This is a genomic window from Microbacterium sp. CH12i (assembly GCF_000685355.1).
Classification (GTDB): domain Bacteria; phylum Actinomycetota; class Actinomycetes; order Actinomycetales; family Microbacteriaceae; genus Microbacterium.
In genome coordinates this window covers 288577-310070 of sequence record NZ_JHET01000003.1, presented here as the reverse complement: position 1 = coordinate 310070, position 21494 = coordinate 288577, and the positions used below count along the sequence as shown (strand labels likewise).

General features: G+C 64.9%; 14 protein-coding genes, 1 tRNA gene and 3 pseudogenes. 6 read left to right on the top strand and 12 right to left on the bottom strand.

From position 1 onward, the window contains the following. Nucleotides 1-7: 7 nt before the first annotated feature. Nucleotides 8-577, top strand: coding sequence for a hypothetical protein (locus tag DC31_RS04600; protein ID WP_036277422.1), 570 nt, complete (start codon nucleotides 8-10; stop codon nucleotides 575-577). Between the two features lie 157 nt (nucleotides 578-734). Here the strand turns inward: DC31_RS04600 and DC31_RS04595 are convergent, their stop codons facing one another. The 6 genes from DC31_RS04595 to DC31_RS04570 all read right to left on the bottom strand — a co-directional run bounded on the left by DC31_RS04595 (nucleotide 735) and on the right by DC31_RS04570 (nucleotide 6650). Continuing rightward, on the bottom strand, nucleotides 735-2186 hold the full coding sequence (locus tag DC31_RS04595; RefSeq protein ID WP_051606405.1) for an LCP family protein: 1452 nt from the start codon (nucleotides 2184-2186) through the stop codon (nucleotides 735-737). Continuing rightward, a complete protein-coding gene (gene purE, locus DC31_RS04590) occupies nucleotides 2183-2650 on the bottom strand; it encodes a 5-(carboxyamino)imidazole ribonucleotide mutase (protein WP_036277680.1) in 468 nt (155 codons plus the stop codon). The genes DC31_RS04595 and purE overlap by 4 nt, the downstream gene beginning before the upstream one ends. Nucleotides 2651-2773: 123 nt before the next feature. Continuing rightward, on the bottom strand, nucleotides 2774-3892 hold the full coding sequence (locus tag DC31_RS04585) for a 5-(carboxyamino)imidazole ribonucleotide synthase (RefSeq protein WP_036277419.1): 1119 nt from the start codon (nucleotides 3890-3892) through the stop codon (nucleotides 2774-2776). Between the two features lie 111 nt (nucleotides 3893-4003). After that, nucleotides 4004-4522 (bottom strand): PH domain-containing protein, encoded by a 519-nt coding sequence (locus DC31_RS04580; RefSeq protein ID WP_081813728.1) that lies wholly within the window; start codon nucleotides 4520-4522, stop codon nucleotides 4004-4006. 65 nt (nucleotides 4523-4587) lie between these two features. Continuing rightward, nucleotides 4588-5364: a biotin--[acetyl-CoA-carboxylase] ligase gene (locus tag DC31_RS04575; RefSeq protein WP_036277412.1), complete on the bottom strand. Its 777-nt coding sequence runs from the start codon at nucleotides 5362-5364 to the stop codon at nucleotides 4588-4590. Next, nucleotides 5361-6650, bottom strand: coding sequence for a CDP-glycerol glycerophosphotransferase family protein (locus DC31_RS04570; RefSeq protein WP_036277408.1), 1290 nt, complete (start codon nucleotides 6648-6650; stop codon nucleotides 5361-5363). Before DC31_RS04570 ends, DC31_RS04575 begins: the two co-directional genes overlap by 4 nt. Before the next feature lie 98 nt (nucleotides 6651-6748). On the opposite strand from DC31_RS04570, the pseudogene DC31_RS04565 reads away from it, so the two are divergent. After that, nucleotides 6749-7775 (top strand): annotated as a pseudogene (locus DC31_RS04565) (glycosyltransferase family 2 protein). A 10-nt stretch (nucleotides 7776-7785) separates the two neighbouring features. Here the strand turns inward: DC31_RS04565 and DC31_RS04560 are convergent. From DC31_RS04560 to DC31_RS04550, 3 genes and pseudogenes are all read right to left on the bottom strand, one after another. Then, nucleotides 7786-8826, bottom strand: a complete 1041-nt coding sequence (locus DC31_RS04560) for a CDP-glycerol glycerophosphotransferase family protein (protein ID WP_327036808.1) — start codon at nucleotides 8824-8826, stop codon at nucleotides 7786-7788. A 391-nt stretch (nucleotides 8827-9217) separates the two neighbouring features. Next, nucleotides 9218-10470 (bottom strand): annotated as a pseudogene (locus DC31_RS04555) (CDP-glycerol glycerophosphotransferase family protein). A gap of 71 nt (nucleotides 10471-10541) precedes the next feature. Next, nucleotides 10542-11525, bottom strand: coding sequence for a S1C family serine protease (locus DC31_RS04550; protein WP_442921856.1), 984 nt, complete (start codon nucleotides 11523-11525; stop codon nucleotides 10542-10544). 537 nt (nucleotides 11526-12062) lie between these two features. Here DC31_RS04550 and DC31_RS04545 point away from each other — a divergent pair. Next, a pseudogene (locus DC31_RS04545) lies at nucleotides 12063-13263 on the top strand (aminotransferase class I/II-fold pyridoxal phosphate-dependent enzyme). A gap of 19 nt (nucleotides 13264-13282) precedes the next feature. On the opposite strand, the gene DC31_RS04540 reads toward DC31_RS04545, so the two are convergent. Next, on the bottom strand, nucleotides 13283-14086 hold the full coding sequence (locus DC31_RS04540; RefSeq protein WP_036277677.1) for a carbon-nitrogen hydrolase family protein: 804 nt from the start codon (nucleotides 14084-14086) through the stop codon (nucleotides 13283-13285). A 69-nt stretch (nucleotides 14087-14155) separates the two neighbouring features. Between DC31_RS04540 and DC31_RS04535 the strand changes: the two genes are divergently transcribed. Together DC31_RS04535 and DC31_RS04530 are read left to right on the top strand one after the other, a co-directional pair. After that, nucleotides 14156-14229 (top strand) — tRNA-Met (locus DC31_RS04535). A gap of 134 nt (nucleotides 14230-14363) precedes the next feature. After that, nucleotides 14364-15428, top strand: a complete 1065-nt coding sequence (locus DC31_RS04530) for a PIG-L family deacetylase (protein WP_036277405.1) — start codon at nucleotides 14364-14366, stop codon at nucleotides 15426-15428. Nucleotides 15429-15490: 62 nt separating this feature from the next. Here the strand turns inward: DC31_RS04530 and DC31_RS04525 are convergent, their stop codons facing one another. Next, nucleotides 15491-18418: a UPF0182 family membrane protein gene (locus tag DC31_RS04525; protein ID WP_036277402.1), complete on the bottom strand. Its 2928-nt coding sequence runs from the start codon at nucleotides 18416-18418 to the stop codon at nucleotides 15491-15493. 79 nt (nucleotides 18419-18497) lie between these two features. Continuing rightward, complete coding sequence (locus DC31_RS04520; protein ID WP_152545335.1) at nucleotides 18498-19583, bottom strand: YlbL family protein; 1086 nt, start codon at nucleotides 19581-19583, stop codon at nucleotides 18498-18500. A 117-nt stretch (nucleotides 19584-19700) separates the two neighbouring features. On the opposite strand from DC31_RS04520, the gene DC31_RS04515 reads away from it, so the two are divergent. Then, entirely contained in the window at nucleotides 19701-21104 is a 1404-nt protein-coding gene (locus tag DC31_RS04515; RefSeq protein ID WP_036277399.1) for a zinc-dependent metalloprotease, read from the top strand. Nucleotides 21105-21494: the final 390 nt, after the last annotated feature.

Sequence of the window (21494 nt, the reverse complement as noted above, 5' to 3'; positions counted from 1 at the left end):
GAGAATCATGCTGAAGAAACTGGCTGTCATCAGCCTGACCGCTGGCGCACTGGTGCTCGTTGCACCTGCTGTCGCGTCTGCTGCGCCGTCTGACCTCGCGTCGTTCTCTGACGACTCGTACGCGAAACCACCGCAGGCGACCGTTGAGAATTCCACTGTGGATCTCTGCGAGGCGTCGACGATCGTGTTCGGCTCCGGCTTCTTCCTGCCGGGCGAGAACGTATCCGTCGGCATCTCGGGCAACAACGCCGCGAACGCTTCGTACTCGGGCAATGTTGCAAATGCCGATGGCGGACTGGTGCTCTCGTTCCGCCCGCCAGCCAACGGCAGCGGCACATACGCGGTCGCATTCACGGGGTCGGCTTCGTACACTGCAACGATCACGGTGTCGCGTGGGCACGACGCCACGGTTAGTTGCGATCACGACCCGGCCGTTGCAGCCGCCGGTTCTGACGGGTTTGAGCTCGCGCTCACGGGAGGTGGATTCTCACCGTGGGTACTCGGAGGCGGTGCTGCCGCTCTCGTGGCCGGCGGTGTACTCGTCGCCGCAGGAATCACGCGTCGCAAGCGCGCCTAGCGGGGTCCGGTCACCGCACATCGCGGTGATCACTCGCCGAGCGGCGGCAGTCCCTCCCCCTCCGACTTGCCGTCGTTCGGTGTCGTCCGGTGCATACCGGATGGCCCTCTGCTCATCACCACGGTCGTGGTGGTGGACAGAGGGCCCTTTCGCGCGCTCAGGGGGTGGGTGTCGGCGTCGCCGTCGGCGGATGCAGCGCCTGCTGAATCATCGCCTGGATATAGGCGTAGTCGGGGTTGTGCTCATCAACGCCGTTTTCCGGAACGAGCTCGATCGGCGTGACTGGCTGCTCCTTCGCCAGCAGCATCAGGTCAAAGAACTCTGACAGCTTGTCCTTCGGCAGGTCGGTGTCGATCAATACCGTTCCCGCCGCGGCGATCTCGTTGAAGCGGGTCAGAATGGTCTGCGGCGTGAACTGGTCGAGGATCGCTACCTGCAACTCGCGCTGGCGCTCCATCCGGTCCCAGTCGCTCGTGGTGTACCGCGAACGCGCGTACCACTGGGCGGTATCGCCGTCCATGTGCTGCTGGCCCGGCTCAATCCAGCCGATCGCCCACTCGTTGACGTCCGAACCGGTCCACCCCTCCGGCGGGCCACCCTTCGGCAGTCGCTCGGTGACGTTGATGTCGACGCCGCCAAGGGCATCGATCATCGCAGCGAAGCCATTCATATCAACGAAGACGTAGTACGGGATCTTGATCCCGAGGATTCCCTCCGCCGCGTCTTTGGTCGCCTCGATGCCTGGCGCAGATCCGGCAGCGACAGCATCCGGATACAGTGCCGCACCCTTATCGTCGCGGCAGACCTCGGCCGCGTAGCGGATGTGATTCATCCAGGGGTTCCAGCCACACGACGACGACGAATGCCCATCGAAGCCGTCCGGATACAGCGCCTGCATAGGGCTGCCCTCGCTGAACGGCGCATGCGGGAGTTCCCGTGGGATGCCGGTGATCGTGACCGCGCCCGTAGTGGCGTTGACCGACACCACCGAGATGCTGTCGAAGCGCATAGAGTCGCGGCCATCGCCGCTGTCTGCACCCAGCAGGAGGATGTTGTAATAGCCGTCGTCGGGCGGCACACTCGGCCCGCTCTGCCCGAAGATGTCACCGATCACCCCTCTGCTCGAGCCGGCAACCGTCGCCGCGTAACCGGCGCCGCCACTGAGAAGACCGAGTAGGATCAGCGCCACCACCGGGATCGCGAACCGCGACGGAGTCGGCACTTTGACCAGCCGCACAAGGCGCAGGGTGTCGAACGTCAGTACGATCCACAACAGGGCGAAGGCAACGAAGAGCACCTGCAGCGCCGTCAATGCAAACCAGTTCGTGGCAATCGAGATGAGCATCGACCGCCAGAACAGCGCCGCGACAACAGCAAGAATGACGAGCACCCAGCTGAGCAACGTCGCGCCCAGCCCGATCCGACCGAGCTTCCGGTTTCGCCCGGCAAGGATCTGGGCGGAACCGGGAACGAGCACGTTCATCACAACCAGCCACCAGCCACGACGGCCCATGAACGACGGGTCAGTGGCATCGGGATTACGAAGCGGTCGCGTCTCGATCAGCGGACGACGTGGCTGGCTCGTCGCCCGCGGCGCGGCGATCGTCACAGCGAGTCCTTCAGCCGTTCGTTCTTCTCCGCGACCTGCGACTCAAGAGTCTTGGCATAGTCCTCGATGCGGTCTGCGATCGCGGCATCTGAGGCACCAAGAATGCGGGCCGCAAGGATACCCGCGTTGCGTGCGCCGCCGATCGACACAGTCGCCACCGGGATTCCGGCGGGCATCTGCACGATCGAAAGGAGCGAGTCCATCCCATCGAGGTACGCAAGCGGCACCGGTACGCCAATCACTGGCAACGGTGTCATCGAGGCGAGCATGCCGGGAAGGTGTGCTGCGCCCCCAGCCCCGGCGATAATGACGCGGAGGCCGCGGCCGCGCGCTTCGCGCGCGTACTGCATCAGCTTGTCTGGCGTGCGATGTGCTGAAACGACCTCAACTTCATGAGGGATGCCGAACTCAGTGAGCGCCTGAGAGGCGTCGCTCATCACGCGCCAGTCAGAGTCGGAACCCATCACGACACCGACGACGGGCACAGCGGAGGAGTGCAGAGGCTCAGTCACTCACCCAGGGTACGGTCTGCTCCCCCGGCATCCGCTGAACGGCGCGCGAAAACGCGATCCAGAACAGATAGCGTCTCAGGCGAAATGTGCGGCCGCGGCACGCGCCGTGTAGACCACGTCGTCGAGGGTATCTCCGGTGACGTTCACGTGGCCGACCTTACGGCCGGGGCGGGCCGCCTTGCCGTACGTGTGAATCTTCGCCTCCGGATGCTCTGTCATCGCGGCGTCGAAGCGGTCCTCGAAGGTGCCCTCCGCAGGTCCGCCGAGGATGTTCACCATCACCGACCACGGCGAGCGCGCTGTCACATCTCCCAGGGGAAGGTCAGTAACCGCACGGAGGTGCTGTTCGAACTGGCCGGTGACGGCACCGTCCTGGCTCCAGTGGCCGCTGTTGTGCGGGCGCATGGCAAGTTCATTGACCAGGATGCGCTCATCGTCGGTCTCGAACAGCTCGACCGCCAGCATCCCGGTGACGCCGAGTCCTTCGGCAATCTGCCGGCCGATGCTCTCGGCAACCTGAACGAGGCGCTCACTCGTGCCCGGTGCCGGCGCGAAGACCTCGGCGCACACGCCATCACGTTGCACGGTTTCGACTACCGGGTAAGTAACCATCTGACCGCTCGGGCGCCGAGCGACCTGCTGTGCCAGCTCACGCACGAAAGACACAAGTTCTTCGACGAGTAGCGCATCGCCGTCTTCGGCGAACCAGTCAGCCGCGTCGCTGGCATCGCGGACGACCCGCACGCCCTTGCCGTCGTAACCGCCGCGGGGGGTCTTCACGACAGCCTTGCCACCATGGTCGTCGAGGAAAGCCTGTAGCTCGTCGCCGTTCGTGACGGCGGCCCAATCCGGCTGGGGCACGCCGAGTTCGGCGAGTCGCGCGCGCATCACGAGCTTGTCCTGCGCGTACTGCAGGGCATCGGGGCCGGGGTGCACTGCGACGCCTTCAGCGACGAGTGCGCGGAGCACTTCCTGTGGCACATGCTCGTGGTCGAACGTGATGACGTCGACTTCCTTTGCGAACGCGCGCACCGTCTCGAAATCGCGGTAGTCCCCCACGGCGGTCGCCGCCAGCTGCGCCGACATGCCTTCGGCTTCGGCGAGCACGCGGATGTCTAACCCCAGCTCAACCGCCGGAGCAATCATCATTCTGGCCAGCTGTCCGCCGCCGATCACGCCCACACGCAACGCCATTGGGATCTCCGTTCGTCTTGACCATTCTCCCGCATAGGTGCGGGAGCAAAACACAATGTCCCGCATAGGTGCGGGAGCAAAACACAATGTCCCGCATGCGCGACGGACGGTTTACTGTGCGGTGTCTGAACCTGACATGGACTGGGCGTCGCGGTGCGCGAGGATCTGGTTGACCTCGATCTGATCGGCCAGCGCTTCATGCAGGAGCGTGACGTTCGGCACGTTCGCCATTCGCAGCGGCGTGTCGACGCCGTTGGAGAGGCTGATGGTTCCCGCGCCCCACATCCGCTGCACGATGCCGCGACGCACGCCGATCGTGTAGCCGCGCACGTGCGACATTTCGCGACGCTGGCGAGACCCGAGCCCGTGGCGGGCGATCACTCGCCTGGTCGTCACCGTATAGCTACGCGATGCCCAGACGAGGTAAGGGATCAGCACCCCAAACAGGATGAGCGCGGATGCCGCGGTGAGGAGCATCCAGTTCTCGAAGCCGTCCGGCAGATTGCCGTAGAGGTAAGCGGTGCCGCCGAAAACGACGATCAGCAGCAGCGCAGACCAGAACAATGCGCGCGCGTGGCCGCGGAAACGCGCGATGAGAAGCTCTTCGGCGGGTGCGCCCGGTGGCGGCATCACCGGCCGGCCTCCGAGGGTCACGGGCTGGGTCACCCCTCCATTGTGCCTGGGTATGACCGATGTCAAGTGAGGCGCGCGTGCACGATGTCGCCCGCGGCAATGAGGTGTTCGCTCCCGGCAGCTTCCACGACGAGGCGCCCGTCAGCCCCGATCCGCGTGGCGCGACCGTGGAGGGTCGATCCGTCTGGCAATGCGACGTCGACAAGACGACCGATGCTCAAACAGCGCGTCGTTGTTGCGTGACGCAGACCACTCGCCTCAGCATCCCCCGCAGCCAAGAGCGCGGTGAGCAATGCGTCGAGACGATCGAGGTAGTCGGCGATGAGTCGATCGTGGTCGACATCCGCACCAAGGACGGCAAACGACGTGGCGGTGGGCACGGGCAGTTGCTCGGCGGTCATCGCCGTATTCACGCCCGCGCCCACGACGACGGCCTCGCCAGTCGATTCCGCGAGGATGCCGCAGATCTTGCGCCCGTCGACCAACACGTCGTTCGGCCACTTCACGCCGACCTCATGCTCGGGTAACTGTGCGGCCACGGCATCCGCCATCGCGACGCCCGCGGCGAGCGAGATCCAGCCGCGGGACTCGATGGTCGGAAGCTCGCGCAGCAGCACGGATATCGCGAGCGCGGCACCCGCCGGCGCGACCCATGAGCGATCGAGGCGACCACGTCCGGCCGTCTGATTGTCAGTCAGCAGCACCGAAAGGTGCGGCCAGGCCTCAGCATCTGCGGCGAGCGCCCGCAAGGCCGCATTCGTCGAAGCCGATTCGGCGACGGGTTCAAAACGGGAGGCTCGGGCTGCAGCCCGGGGGTAGTCGCTCGTACTGCGGGTCATCCGCCCAGCTCCTCGTCCTTCTCTTCTTCGTCGTCGTCATCCTCGTCCGAGGCGGCGGCGCCGACCTCGCGCATGCGCCACTCTTCCCAGTGATCCATGAGGTGTTCAATCGCGGCGTGGAACTTCGCGGTCGCAACCCCTGGCGTTGTGTCGCCGAAGTAGTGCTGCACCCACATGCGCAGCTTCAAGACGGCGTCATCGTCGGCGTGGACGCGCTCGACTTCCCGGACGATGTCGGCCGCAGCATCCTCCGTCAGCCATTCGCAGTCCGACAGATACCCGCCCTCATCGATCGCGGCCTGCTCGTCGACGGGATACGTGATCATGAGAGGCTTCCCGGCGGCGAGCCGGTCATAGACCATGGCCGAGATGTCGACGATGGCAACGTCTGCGGCGACCAGCTGCCAGCCCAACTCGGGGCCGTTGTCATAGATGTGCTGTGCGCCACAATCGGCGCCATTGGCCGCTGAGATGGCGGCGATGATCCGTCGATGCGCGGCACCGTACTCATCATCGACGACGCCGCTGCGCGGATGCGGGCGATAAATCACCCGATGCGTGCCAGTGGCCAACAGCGCGTTGACGAGCGTCTCGCCGTGAGTCGCAATCGAGCCGTAGTGGGCGCTGGGGCGATCGCCCTCCCACGTCGGCGCGTACAGCACGACGATGCGCTCATCAGGCGTGTACGGCAGTACACCGGAATAGTGATCTGCCTGAGGACGCCCGATCTCGATGGTGCGTTGATCTACGTCGTAGTCCCAGAGCGTGCGGCCAAGCCGGTCACGGGCAGCTTGGCCAGCCACGAGCGCGTAGTCATACGCCTTGTACTGGTTAGTTGTCATGTACATCTTGTCGGACTCGCCGTGGTTGATGAACACGTGCCAGCGACGCCCGTAACGGAACATCTGAAAATTGCGTGTGTTCTGGTTCACGTACAGCACGACTCGGATGTCTTGCGTGCGGATGAAGTGCTCGAGGTCGCGCACAGTCGGCACGAATGCCACCGGTGGAGCATCCTCGGCGAGTAGGGTCTGCGCTCCGACCGCGTTGCGCGCGAGGACCACGACCGGCCACCGCTTCGCGAGCTCGGCGAGCGGACGATACCACTGGCGCATCTGGTACATGTTCACCGCACCATCGGCGAAGTACACGGCGACCTTGTAGTGGTTCTCCGGATGCGGGGGCGTCGAAGCGATCGTGCGTCGGACGCTCTGCACCGCCTTGCGCGAGCGCAGGGCGCGCTGCAGAAGCCGATAAGCCTTCTTCACATCCGACGCAGCACCCACGTGTCAAGACTACCCAGGCAGGGGCCCCCTCCCCATGCCATGATCGGAGGGTGCAAGAGAACGATTCGACAACACCGTCCGGCGGAGTCTCGTTCGTCATGCCTGTTCTGAACGAGCGCGGATACCTTGAGCACGCCGTCGCCTCGGTGTTGGACCAGGAAGTGGAGGGTCCGGCGGAGCTCGTGCTCGCCCTGGGGCCATCGACCGACGGGACCACCGAGCTCGCGCAGCGGCTCGCTTCGGATGATCCCCGCATTCGTCTCGTCGACAATCCGGCGGCGCATATCCCGGTCGGCCTCAACGCCGCCATCCGCGCCAGCCGCTACCAGACGATAGTCCGAGTCGACGCGCACTCCGAGCTCTCCCCTGGCTACGCGCAGCGTGCGCTCGCGACGCTGGCGCGTACCGGGGCTGCGAACGTCGGAGGTGTGATGCGCGCCGACGGCCGCACACCCTTCCAGAAGTCAGTTGCCCGCGCATATAACTCCCCCCGTTGGTCTCGGCGGAGGGGCTTATCACGGCACCACGCACGAGGGTGAGGCAGAGTCGGCCTATCTGGGCGTCATGCGTCGTTCCGTGCTCGAAGAGGTCGGACTGTTTGACGAGTCGATCCGTCGCGGCGAAGACTGGGAACTGAATCTGCGCATCCGCCAGGCCGGACACAAGGTCTGGCTGGACCCGCAGCTGTCGGTGACGTACTGGCCGCGCGAGAGTTGGTGGCGCCTGGCGCGACAGTTCCGTGCGACAGGAGCCTGGCGCGGCGAGCTCGTGCGACGTTACGGACGAAGCAACGGTCTGCGGTTCTTCGCCCCGCCGGCGCTGGTGCTGAACCTCGTGCTCGCACTCGTCGTCGCGGTGCTGCAGCTCACGCGCGTCCTCACCGGAATCGCTTCGCTCGTGGCATCCGTCGTCTACCTGCCATTAGTGGCCTACGCACTGCTTGTCGTGATGATGGGGCTTCGTCCCGGTGGCGGAAGAACTCCGCGCGAGCGGCTCTGGACTCTCGCCGTACTGCCGACCATGCACGTCGCGTGGGGGCTCGGATTCATCGGCGGCGTCCTGCGTGGCGCGCGCGACACGGTCGACGCGTCCCGCCTCGGCACGCAGAACACGCCGCTGCCGTAGCGGGGTCCGTCTACGCCTTCACGAAGCCGAGGTCCAGCAGCCGGGAGACCACCCGTTCGGCGGCATGGCCATCATCACGGGTGTTGAACTGCTTCTGCCAAGCGGCATAGCGCTCGGCGAAGGCACCGGGCAGCCTGTCATCCATCAGCGCGTCCGCCAGTTCGTCCTGCGACGTGAGCAAAGGCCCCGGCGCCCGCTCGGCAAGGTCGAAGTAGAAGCCGCGCAGCTCACCACGGTAGTGGTCAAGGTCGGGCACCAAGAAGTACATCGGCTTGCCGGTCACACTGAAGTCGAACATCACCGACGAGTAGTCCGTAATCAGCGCGTCAGCGGCGAGCAACAGTTGTGCGGTCTCGGCGTAGCCCGTCACATCAATGACGCGCGCGCCTGAGTGATCGCGTCCTGGGCGCAGGGTTCGCGAGTGCCCACGAACCAGCACCACAGAGTCGGTCTGCTCCGCGAGTCGCTGCGGGTCGACAAAGTCGACGATCTCACTGCGGTCGTCGCGCCATGTCGGAGCGTAAAGGAGCACCCGCTCGTCCACCCCGATGCCCAGCGCCTTGCGCGTTGCTGAGCCGTCTTCGGTGGAGAGGACGTCATTGCGCGGGTAGCCGTCGGTCCAGATCGGCTTGCCGAAGAATGCATAAGCCTTCCGCAGCACCCGCTCGGAGTAGGTGTTCTGCGCAAGCAGCACGTCCCAGCGGCGCGACTCTTTGATGACGGCGGCCATCCGCCTCGGCGCGAATCCTGGACGATGCAGGGCGAGACGCTTGAGCGGCGTCCCGTGCCACGTCTGCAGCACCTTCTGACCCGATTTTCGGACGAAGCGCCTGCGCAACCAGTCGTTCACGACAAGCAGCCGTGCGGCGCCTCGTGCGCGCCACCACTCCGGGCTGTCTTCGACCACGGCGATTGCTCCCTCAGGCACCGCGACGGACAGATCCACCACGCTCCAGTACCGCGTCACGTTCGGTGCGCGCAGAGCAAGCTCCCGATCGATCGCGCGGGGGTTGCAGCCGACGCTCTGGCCGTAGAAGCTCTCGAAGAACACGGCGTTCTCGGTGCCACCTGCCCGAGCGACGTAGCGCCCCTCAAGGGTCGCCTGACCCTCAGCCGTCTCGTAGATGGGAGCGAGCGGCGGTGCGATGTCGACGTGCGCACCATGCTGAGTGATCCGCAGCGTGGGAAGCAGTTGCGGACCGATTTCCAGCTCGTCGAGTTCGACGCCATCCAGTTGAAGCTCATAGTCGCCGGAAGGAAGCGGCAGAGCCTCGCCACCCCAACGCGGCGCGCGCAGTGGAAATGCTGCCTTCCAGGTCTTGCCACCGCCGGTGATCGTCGCGTCGACGCGCGCCTGGGCCCCGCAAGCGATCCGGTGGCGGGCTTCGTGCCCGTACCTGCAATGATCAGCGTCTCCGCCTGCTCATCGATGCGGACGGTCGTCATCGTGCTCCCTTCGGCGCGAGGATCCCCCGCGCGCGGATTACTTGGTACACACGGCGGGTGTTCTGCCCATCCCGATATGCATGCATCTGTGCGCTGAGCGTACTGGAACGCACGGCCCGATCGGTGAACACGCGCTCGTCGGTGAGCGTCGACTCGAGCTGATCGAGAAGCGCCGTCCAGTCCGCTGCGACATCATCGCCAGCGACATCCTCGTATCGGCCGTAAAAGCCGCGCGTCGAGCGTATTCCTCGGCATCGGCGGCGAGATAGAGCACCGGCATGGCCAGCAGCCCGACGTCGTAGGCCAGCGACGAGTAGTCAGTGATCAGCGCGTCGATCGCCGGGAGCGCCGGTGTGACGTCCGCAAGGACGTCGGATCCCAGCATCCGCACTCGTCTGCTTCGCAGCGGTGGTTGATATTCGCCGGCGCCCAGCGGGTGCGAGCGCACGAGCAGCACGGTGTTGTGCGATTCGAGCAGTGCGATCAGACGCACCCATTCGGATGCCGTCGGCACCGAGGGATCCGCCGCACCGTCACGCCAGGTAGGCGCGTACAACAGCGTGCGGGCGCCCTCAGGCAGCGCGCCGACGATGTCAGTCAGCAGAGCGGATGCTGCCTGCCGCCGCCCTTCGCTGGTACCGCTCGACAGCACGTCTGCGCGAGGCTCGCCGGTCACGACGACGCGTGCGTCGCCGAGGGCGAAGGCTGACTCCAGCCGTCCACGTGAGCGATCCGATGCCGCCGGCAGCACGCGAATGCGCTGCGCGGCGCCTCGGTACAGCAGTCCGACGATACGTCGCAACGCGGCGGCACCCGGCACGTTCGGCACCTGGGTGGTTGCCGGCGAGTCAAGGCCGATCCGCTTGAGGGGAATCCCGTGCCACAGCTGCACGACGAAGCCGTCAGAGACCGCGTAGCGGTTGACGTCTCCGAGCCCGTGGGTGACAACCAGCACTCCCGCGCGCGCAGTCGCCCACCAGCCTCGCAGTGATGACTTCACGATTGTGGGGATGCCGAGCGCCGCAGCATCCGCTCGCTCGCGGTCCGATGACGTGAGCCAGACGGCGTCATGCCCCTCGCGGGTCGCGACGCGCCAGAGTGCGAGTGCGCCATCGCCGATCCCGGCGCCGCAGCCGAATACCCATCGCTGCCCGCGCGGCAGGAGAAGGGTACCTATGCGCCCGACGGCATACAACGGAATGCGCAGTAACTTGGCCGCATTGCCGGAGCCGAACGAGAAGGACGCCACCCCGCGAGCCTATCGCGGGGTGGCGTCCTTCTCTGAGAATCCGATGCTTCAGATCGAGCAGAATCGGCTGATCAGAGGCTGAGCTCACCGAGCGTCACATCAACGCTCTGAGACTTGCCATCGCGAACATACGTCAGCTTTGCGTCGCTGCCGGCCGCGGCCGCACGCACCTGCGCGGTGAGGTCGCTCGCACTCGAGATCGGCGCGCCGTTGAACTCGGTAACGACATCGCCGTTCTTGAGGCCCGCCTTCTCGGCACCGCCGCCTGCGGTTGCCTCAGCGATGTACGCGCCAGATACCTGAGCGCCGGCCACGCTCGAGGCATCCTGCACGGATGCGCCGAGAAGACCATGGGTGGCCGTACCGTCGGCGATGATCTCCTTCGAGACGCGCTCGGCGATGTTCGACGGAATGGCGAAACCCACGCCAATCGACCCGGACTCGCCCGTACTACCCGCCGTCGCGATGGCGACGTTGATACCGATGAGCTTGCCCTCGCTGTCTACCAGTGCGCCACCCGAGTTTCCGGGGTTGATCGCAGCATCCGTCTGGATCACCGCGATCGAGATCGACTTCGTTGCGCTCTGCGTCTGCGTTCCCGGGAGGTCGAACTGGAACGGGCTGCTCTCCTGGCCAGGTGTGCTCTGATCCTGCGGAGGAGCGTCCTGTGCCGACGAATCCGGTAGCGCAGAGGAGGCAATCTGGATACTGCGGTTCAGCGCACTGACGATGCCTGTGGTCACCGAGTTCGACAGCCCCAGCGGGGCCCCCACAGCCACCGCCGTGGAACCGACGTTGAGCTTGGACGAATCTGCGAAGTCAATCGGCGTCAAATCTTTTGCACCATCGAGCTTGATGACTGCAAGGTCGTAGATCGGGTCGGTGCCGACGATGGTGGCGTCGTAGATGTGGCCGTCAGACGACGTGACCCGGATCTTCGGATCCGCTGCGGCACCGCCCAGCGTGACGACATGCGTGTTGGTGAGGACGTAGCCGTCCTTGCTGAGGACGACGCCCGATCCGCTGCCGGACTCGGTGTCGCCCGCAACTTCGATCGTGACGACCGAAGGAAGTACCGCCGTAGCGATAGCCGTCGTCTCATTGACCGAGCCTGGGTTGTTGACCGTGATGGCCTCAGGACCCGAGGCTGTGGAGCTGGTGGCTGCGCCCAGAGGGTGTTGCCGAGGTAGCTGGTGCCGAGACCGGCGGCGCCACCAACGAGCGAGGCGGCGACGATGAGGGCTGCGACCTTACCGGCCCCAAACGGCTTCTTCTCTTTGGTCTTCGTCTCGATCGGAGCTGGCGTCACGCCGAATGCCGCGCCCTGAGGCACGTACGGCGGGTGCTGCGGCTGACCGCTCGGCGCCGCGGGGGTGAGTGGGCTGGCAGCATGCGACGCGAACGACGCAGGCATGTCGTGGCCGGCGCCAGCGGGCGCTGCGGTGCAGGCTGCTCGGGCGAGGTCGACCCGTTGGGGATGTTGTCTTCGTTCATGGTCCGCTCCTTCAACAACGTTCCTTCAGAGTGCCCGTCGTAGCTGTGCGTTCAATATGGTGAAGGTGAGTGTCTGCTATGGCCTTAGCCTGGTTTGCATGAGTGCTATTCCCGGCGCTGGCGGCGCACCGCGGCTGGAGCCGGCCTCCTGTCTGCCGACGGCGCTGTCGCGCCCACCATCTTCGCAGAGATGTCTGCGGCTGCGATAAGAACTGGAGCGATCAACCTCGGTCAGGGTTTCCCCGATGAGGATGGTCCCATCGAAGTGCTCGAGGCGGCTCGCGAAGCGATTTCGCAAGGCATGAATCAGTACCCGCCAGGGCGCGGGGTGCCTGACCTGCTCCTGGCGATCAGCGAGCACCAGCAGAGGTTTTACGGTCTCGATGTCGACCCGGCCACCGAGGTGATCGTGACCGCCGGAGCAACCGAAGCGCTGACCGCGACGCTACTGGCACTTATTGACTCCCCCGACGACGAGGTCGTCGTCTTCGAGCCCTACTACGACTCGTATGCGGCTGCGGTGGCGCTGGCGGGTGCGCGCCTTCGCACCGTCCCGCTGCGCCGCCCAGGTTTTCAGCCTGATCTTGAGGTGCTCGCGGCATCCGTCACCGATCGCACCCGCATCATCCTCGTGAACGACCCGCACAACCCGACCGGTGTGGTCTTCACACCAGAGGTGCAAGCAGTGCTCGTCCGGCTCGCGCACGAGCACGACGCGATCATCGTCACGGACGAGGTGTACGAACACCTCACGTTCACTCAGCCGCATGTTCCGATCGCGACGCTGCCGGGCGCCGCCGAACGCACGCTGACGATCTCGTCGGCCGGCAAAACGTTCTCGACGACCGGTTGGAAGATCGGCTGGATCCACGGTCCTGCCGACCTCATCACCGCGGTCCTCACCGTGAAGCAGTACCTCACGTACGTCAACGGCTCGGCCTTTCAGCCGGCGATCGCCGTGGGGCTGCGGATGCCGGATTCTTTCTTCACGGATGCCGCGGCGACCCTCGCTCGCAAGCACGACATTCTTGGCGCAGGGCTCAATGCCGCCGGGTTCGATGTGATCGCGCCGCAGGGCGGCTACTTCACCGTCGCCGACGCCACCGCCCTCGGCGGGGCGGACGCCTCGGCCTTCTGCCGAGCGCTGCCGGAGGTTGCCGGAGTCGCCGCGATCCCGCTGAGCGCGTTCGTCAGCCCCGAGCACCAGGCGACTACGCCGGACTCGTGCGGTTCGCTGCGTGCAAGCGCGTAGACGTGCTCGAAGAGGCCTCACGACGGTTGGCTGCGGCCGAGTTCTGAGGATCCCGGTGAGTCAGACTCAGCGCGGAACGACCGCGTAGCGGCGCAGCCGCAGCACGGGATTCAGTTCGCGGACGCGCGTGAGGGCATCCTTCGACAGTTGCGCCATTGCAATACCGGCTGCTGTCCCGACACCGGCGATCACCACGCCCTGCGGGTCGATGATCTGCGAGTGGCCCACTCCGATCGGGGTGGGGTGGTCGGCGGCGACCACATAGACCGTGTTCTCGATCGCACGTGCGGCAAGCAGCGTCGTCCAGTGGTGCTCCTTGAGCGCACCGCGCACCCACTCGGCCGGCACGACGATGACATCGGCACCGGCGTCTACAAGAGTGCGGGCGACCTCGGGAAAGCGCAAGTCGTAGCAGGTCATCATCGCGATGCGCAGGCCGTCGATATTGAGTGTCTGTGGAGTGTCAAGCGCGCCCGCCTCTATCCAGTCGGACTCGGTCTGCCCGAACGCGTCGTAGAGATGCTGCTTGCGATACGTGGCTCGCAGGCCCGTGGCATCCACCGCGACGAGCGTGTTGCGTACGCGCTCCCCCGCGTCTTCAACGAGTCCTGCGATGATCGTGACGCCGTGAGCGGATGCCGCCTCCCGCAGCGCCTGCACGAACTCACCGTCGAGCGTCTCGGAGTTCGCAGCGAACGTGGCATCCATCGGATCGACGAAGTAACTCGAGTACTCCGGGAACACCACCAGACGTGCGCCCCGGCCCGCAGCCTCCGCCGTCAGTTCGGCGATGCGTGCGCGGTTGTCAGCGCGCGAAGAGGTCGGGCTGAATTGGCAGACGGCGACGGTCGTTGCAGACGATTCAGGCATCTGTCCATCTTCGCTCATTCGGCCTCGATGTGACGGGCCTCAAATCCCGTGCTAGGCTATAAATCGTGCCGCGGGGTGGAGCAGTTCGGTAGCTCGCCGGGCTCATAACCCGGAGGTCGCAGGTTCAAATCCTGTCCCCGCAACGAGAATGCGACACAGAAAGACCCCCTGATCAGGGAAATCTGATCAGGGGGTCTTTTTCGTTTCGAGGCATCCACTAGTCTGACTTCCAGAGCAGCTGCGGCACACACTGCCGACAGCTACGAGGGGACGAGAAGTGACGACGCGGAGCAGGCTACGTCGAAAGCGGGTACGCAGAACCGTCTGGTGGCTGGTCAGCATCGTGGTCGTCGTCGCCCTTGCCGGCGTTGGGATCGGCATCGCCGCGTCCGCAGGAGTCCTGCCCTTCGCTTTCGCCGACACCCCGTCGCCCACACCCACTGCGACGACCAAGCCGGTACCGACGCTCTCGCTCACTCCCACCGCTCCCCCGCCATCCCCGCCACCCGCCTCTCCTGCGCTAACGAGCTGCGAGACACACGCGACGACGGTCTTCGTCGCGCACTATGACGATGATCTTCTGTTCGCAAATCCCGCGATCATTCAAGCGTTGGCACAGGGCGACTGCGTGCACACTGTCTACCTCACGGCCGGCGATTCTGGCCGGGGCCTGAGTTATGCAAAGGGTCGCGAGACGGGTATCTTCCGGGCCTACAACGTGATGCGCGGAGGGCAAGGCGCGAACTGGACCGCCCGAGATCTCACTCTTCTCACCGGCGTGCACGTCACCGAGCTCTCTCCCGAGGACAACCCCAACCTGACCGTGACACTGCTGCGACTTCCCGACGGAAACCTCAATTCCAGCGGATTTCCCGCAACCGGATGGCAGTCCCTCGCGAAGCTATACAACGGCTCGATCTCAGAGATGACGCAGATCGACACCGGCGGATCCGTCACCCTGGCATCACTCACCGCCACGATCCAGGAACTCATCACCGCTTACGGCACCAACACCCTGATCACGCTGGTGCCCGGCGAATCGGGATGGTCAGGACATGATCACAGCGACCACTCAACGACCGGCAGCATCGTGCGCAGTGCGTGGCAGGGCATGGGCTTTGATCCGGCGGCCGTCTTGTATGCGGTTGGCTATGACACCGCCCACAAGCCAGAAAACGTCTTCTCCCCCGACCTTGACATCAAGATCGACGCTTTCATGGTTTACGCCCAACAGGATCCGGTGTCGTTCTGCGACACTCGCGCTAAATGCCTCGGCCTTCACATGTTCGGCCCTTCCCTGGCGCGCGAGTACCTGCTGACGGAGACCGAACTCTTCCAGTGATCGGGAAACAAACGTGAATGGGCGCCCCCGCGGGGGCGCCCATTCACGTTTCAAAGCTGAGGCTACTTCGCAGCTTCGGCTTCCAGTGCAAGCAACTGGGTGACCGCATCCGTAAGTCGACCGTCGGCCTCGGCGAATGCTGTGAGGTCGCCCGACTTGAGTGCGGCATCCCGATCTGCCAGTGCCTTCTGTGCCGACGCGAGCGCAGTTGCACGCGCGTCGGTTGAGGTACCCGGATCTGTGGCGCCAGGAGTCGTCCCACCATCAGCGGGCGGCGTAGTCGCGCCCTCAGCGGGATCGGTGGGCTGAACCGCTTCATCGCCACCGCCGGCCCCAGCGTCTCCGCCGAAGATCACATCGAGCGCCTCGGTCAGCGTGTCTTCGAAGGCGACGCTGTCACCGAACGTGACCAGCACCTTCTGCAGCAGCGGAAGCTGGGTGCCCTCAGACGACTGCACGTAGACAGGCTGCACATAAAGCAGGCCACCACCGACAGGCAGCGTCAGTAGGTTGCCGTACTTCACCTCAGATTTTCCAAGGGTCAGCACGTTGAGTTTGTCTGCGATCGTCGTGTCAGAGTCGAACGTGTTCTGCACCTGACCCGGGCCGGGCACAGTCGTGTCCGCGTCGATCTCAAGAAGTCTCAGCTGGCCGTAACCCTCGGCCTTCTGGCCCGCTGTGGAACCGGCATCCGAATCGACCGCGAGATACCCCATCAGTACGTTACGACTGGTCGTTCCCTGCGCAGACGCGGGAATGAACGTCGAGAACATCGAGAAGCGCGGTGAATCCTGGCCGGGCATCTGCATCGACAGGTAGTACGGCGGCTGCAGCTGGGTGTCGTTACGAGGATCGTTCGGCGTCTGCCAACGGTTGTCCTGCTGTGCGAAGGATCCTGCCGTGTCAACGTGATACACACCGAGAATCTTGCGCTGCACCTTGAACATGTCGGTCGGGTAGCGCACGTGGCTCACCAGATCGGCTGACATCTTGCTGATCGGCTCGACCGTCGACGGGTAGACGTTCTGCCATGCCTTGAGGATCGGGTCGGTGTCATCCCACGCGTACAGCGTCACTGAGCCGTCGTAGGCGTCAACCGTGGCCTTCACCGAGTTGCGGATGTAGTTGATGTCGTCGATCGCGAAGCTCGGCGCTGCCGTGTTCGAGTCGGCAATTGCGTCGGACAGGCTCACGCTCGTCGAGTACGGGTACGTCGAACTGGTCGTGTAACCATCCACGATCCAGACAATGCGTCCGTCCACGACGCTCGGGTACGGGTCGCTGTCGAGCTCGAGGTACGGAGCGACCTTCTCCACTCGGGAAATCGGGTCGCGGTCGTAGAGGATCTGCGAGTCAGAGTTGACCAGGTCGGAGAACATGATCTCTGCCTCCTGGAACTTCAACGCGAACAGAAGCTTCTCGAACGTGTTGCCGATCTTCGGCCCTCCGTCGCCGACGAAGGTCGTCTTCGTCTCGGTGGAGCCGTCCTTGCCGCGCGGGTAGTCGATCTCGACCGGGTCGGTGCCCTTCGGCCCGCCGACGATGGAGTACAGCGGCGAGTCCTCGCCGAAGTACACCCTCGGCTCGAAGTTCTCGCCATCGGTCAGGAAGCCCGACGACGGGATGCCGCGCTCGAGGAACACCGGCTCGCCCTCGCTGGTGCGCTGGTTTCCTGCCGCGACCACGAGCCCGTAGCCGTGCGTGTACACCGCGGTGCGGTTGTTCCAGTTGTTGCTGTCGCCGAGACGGTCGACATCAAGCTCGCGGACCGCAACCACGGTGTCTTGGCTTGCGCCATCGATCTGGTAGCGGTCGACGTCGAGCGTGTCTTGGAACTGGTAGTAGTTACGGAACTGCTCAAGCTGCTGAACCGTCGGGCCGATGATGCTCGGGTCGAGGATGCGGATCGACGCCGTGGTCTCGGCATCCGCACGAAGCTGACCGGCTGCGGCGTCGGTGACGGCCTTGAACGGCGTGACCTCAAGATCAGCGATGTTGTAGGCCTCTTTGGTGCCGTCGATGTTTCGCTGGTAGTACTTCGCCTGGTAGCTGTTCTGGTTCGGAGCCACCTGGAACGTGTCGACGACCCACGGGTAGCCGAGGCCGACGACAAGGGACGCCACGATCAGCAGGGCGGTTGCAATCAGGGGGAAGCGCCAGCGGCCGATGATTGCGGTGACGAAGAAGAGGATTGCGACGAGAGCGGCGAGAATCGCGAGGATTGCCATGCCGGGGATGACGGCATTGACGCCGGTGTACGCGGCGCCGGTGATGCGGTCTTCCTCAGCGACAAGTGTTTTGTAGCGGTCAAGCCACAGGCTGGCGGCCTGCACGAGCAGGTAGAGGCCGGCGAGGACTGCCAGCTGGATGCGAGCCGGCTTCGAGATACGAAGCTCACCCTGACCGATGCGCACCGAGCCGTACAGGTACGACACCAGGGCGGTCACGATCAGCGACAGCAGAATGACGGCCGAGACGAACGCGAGCAGAATCGAGTAGAACGGCATCGCGAAGAGGTAGAAGCCGGTGTCCATACCGAACTCCGGGTCAGCAACGCCCGTGGCGCCACCGTTGAGCCACAGCACCACGGTCTGCCAGTTGCCTGCGGCAGCGAAGCCAGCAAAAACGCCGAAGAAGATCGGCATACCCCACATGGCAAGGCGACGCAGCGGCTCAATGACCTCCTGGTATCGATCGAGCTGCGAGCTCAGCCGCACGTACACCGGGCGAAGTCGGTAGGCCAGCTGAATCACAACGAACAGCGGCACCGCCATCCCGAGGAATCCGATGACGAACATCACTGCAACGGCAAGCCATTGCGTGGTGAGAACGTTCGCGAAGTTCAGCTGGTCGAACCACAGAAAGTCTGTGTACAGCGAGGCGAAGACGAAGAAGGCTGCGATGATCGCGGCGATGATCGCCAACGAGATCGTGAGGATTCTTCGCGATGTGTGGGGCGTGGCCGGAGTCGGCGCCGAGGTCGTGGTCACCCGTCCATCCTAAGCTCGCATCGATGCGTGCTGGCTGTGTGCCCAGGCAAGGCGAGCGGCTTCCGCTGTCAGCGCAACCTCAAGATGCCGCGCACTTCGGGAGTGCAGCCACGTCGCCGTCCTTCGCGATCACGTTGAGAGCGTCCAGTGATTCCTCGAGCGTCGATGTGGGAATCACCCGCAGTCCGTCAGGGATATGCCCCACGACTTCGTCGCAGTTGGATGCCGGAGCAAGGAAGAACGTCGCGCCCGCATCACGCGCGCCGTACAGCTTCTGCCGGATGCCACCGATGGGCCCGACGGCACCGGTGGCGTCAATCGTTCCGGTGCCGGCGATATCGTTGCCGCCGGTGAGTTTGCCCGGTGTCAGCTCGTCGACGATCCCGAGCGCGAACATCATGCCGGCGCTCGGACCGCCGACGTTGTCGAGCTGAATCTTCACATCGATCGGGAAGTCGTACTCGGTGGTCAATGTGATGCCGATGAGCCAGGCGTCTGTGCCGTTTGTCGTGCTGAGCTCAGGCGTGATCGCCACCTGCTGCTCGTCAGTACCGCGGAGCACGGTCAGTTCTACGGCTTTTCCCTTGCCGTCTTGGATGGCTGCGCGCAGGTCGCTGGCGCTCGTCACCTTGACGCCGTCGATGGCCTCGACGACGTCATCCGCCTTCAGAAGCCCGTCCGCTGGCGAGTCCTTCACGGCAGAGACGACTTTGACGGCCGCGCCGGTGTCGTAGCCGAGCTCGTCAAGCGCCGCGGCCGTGGCCTCGTGCTGCGAATCCACCATCAGCACAGTGTTCTGCTCATCGCGCTGCTCGCTGGTCACACCCTCGGGAAACACCGAGTCGATCGGTACGACCGCTTTCGAGGAGTCCGTCCACGCCAGGGCCAGCTCGAACCAGGATGGCGTGCGTTCGCGGTTGCCGACGACCTGCACGGTCGTCAGGTTCAAGCTGCCGGAGGTCTGGAATGTCTTGGCGCCGTCGATCGCGATCAGCGGAACCTGCTCGCCGTCGGCGCTGGCCGCGGTGCCGAGAGTGTCATATACCGGCCCCGGCCGCTGGATAACGTAGGGAGTTGGCAAGAACGTGAGCACGACGAGAGCGATGAGGGCGACAATCAGCGCCCAAACACCGAGCCCGACCCTGGGGGTGCGGGAATGTGACACGTGGATCCTCCGTCGTTCGCGACCGGCGTACAGCGATCTGCTCGCACCGGGGTCGCGCGCAGAAACCTGCAACTAGCGTAGATGCCACAGCTAGCGACGTGCTGAGAGGCGAGCGACATGGCAGACAACGAACCAAACCCTGAAGACTTCCAGGAGTTCATCCGGCGGATGATGTCCGGCGCGGGCGGCGGTGACTTCGACCTGAGCGCGCTCCAGAACGCCCTCGGCGGCGAGGACGGCCTCCAACTCGATCCGGCGATGATGGCCGGGCTCATGCAGCAGTTGCAGGGTGCCTTCGGAGGCGACCCATGGGAAAACACTCTGCGGCAGGCGCTGCACATCGCGAACCGCGAAGGTCAGAGCATCACCGATAGCTCGCGCTCCGCGCTCACTGACGCGTTCACGCTGGCGAATCTGTGGTTGGGCGAAGCGACCACAATCTCGGAGCTCGCAGAAGCACCGCAGGCAATGACCCGCGGCGAGTGGGTCGAAAAGACACTCCCCGTGTGGAAAGAGATCGCTGGCCCCGTCTCTACGAGCATCGCAGATGCGCTCACCAGCGCTCTCGACACCCAGGTGCCGGACGACATGCGCGAAGCGATCCAGGGCGCGGGCAAGCTCATGCGAGGACTTGGCTCTTCCGTGTTCGCCGCGCAGTTCGGCCAGGTGCTCGGCAACCTTGCGCTCGAGGTCGTCTCCGGTGGCGATGTGGGCATCCCGGTTCTGCCCGCCGGTACCGCGGCCGTCATCCCGCAGAACATCACTGCGTTCGGAGAGGGCCTCGAGATCCCTGAGGATCAGATCGCGCTCTACCTCGCGACCCGCGAGTTGGCGTATGCGCGGCTGTACCGTCACGCCAAGTGGCTGCACCTGCACGTGATGTCGCAGATCACCGATTTCGCCCGTGGTGTCACCGTCGACGTCGAGGCGCTTGAAGACGTCGCCAGCCGACTCGACCCCTCAAACCCCGAAGAGTTGCGGGCCGCGATCGAGGGCGGAGCGCTATTGCCTGCCCAGACCGAGGCTCAGCGCGAGGCGCTCGCTCGGCTTGAGAACATCATCGCGATCGTCGACGGATGGGTCGACGTCGTCACCGCCGAGGCGACATCGCGTCTTCCCGAAGGTGTGCGGCTGGCAGAGGCCGCTCGACGACGTCGCGCAGTGGGGGGTCCTGCCGAGGATGCCCTCGGTGCACTCGTCGGGCTCAAGCTGCGTCCGCGTCGGATGCGCGAGGCAGCAGCAATGTGGCAGAAGGTGACGGACGCCGTCGGCATCACCGCGCGCGACTCGCTCTGGGACTACCCGGATCTGCAGCCCACCGCAGAGGACATCGACGACCCGACGGCGCTGATCGAGCGCCTGCAGGCACGCGCTCGCGGCGAGGCTCCCGCCGCTGACGAATTCGATGAAGCTCTCGCGCGGCTGCTCGATGGGGACGACTTCTCGGACGACGACAAGGACGATACCGGCGACGAGGGCGAGAACCCCGGCACCAATCAGGGCGGCGAGACTCCGGTCTGAGTCCACGGTCGTTCTGCACGGTCGTTCTGCACGGTCGCTGATCGGAAGGATTTGTCCACCGATCTGGTCGCGGCGCCCCATCGCAGGCGTGCCGTGACCAGAATCGGAACATGTCCCCGATCACCCCACCGATGCTGACCCGTCTCGATCCGGCCTATCCGCTGCTGTGGCGCGACGCAGATACGGTGCAGTTCGGCTTGGACGGAATCGTGCAGGTGTCGGCCACAGAACCGTGGGTCGAGCGTCTCCTGCAGTCGCTGCGAAACGGCTTTCGTTCTACCGCGTTCGATGTGATCGCGCACGGAGCCGGCGCTCCACGCGATGCTGCCCGCGAGCTGCTCGCGACGCTGCGGCCTGTGCTGCGCACCGATGCGCCACCGCTGCCCGGGG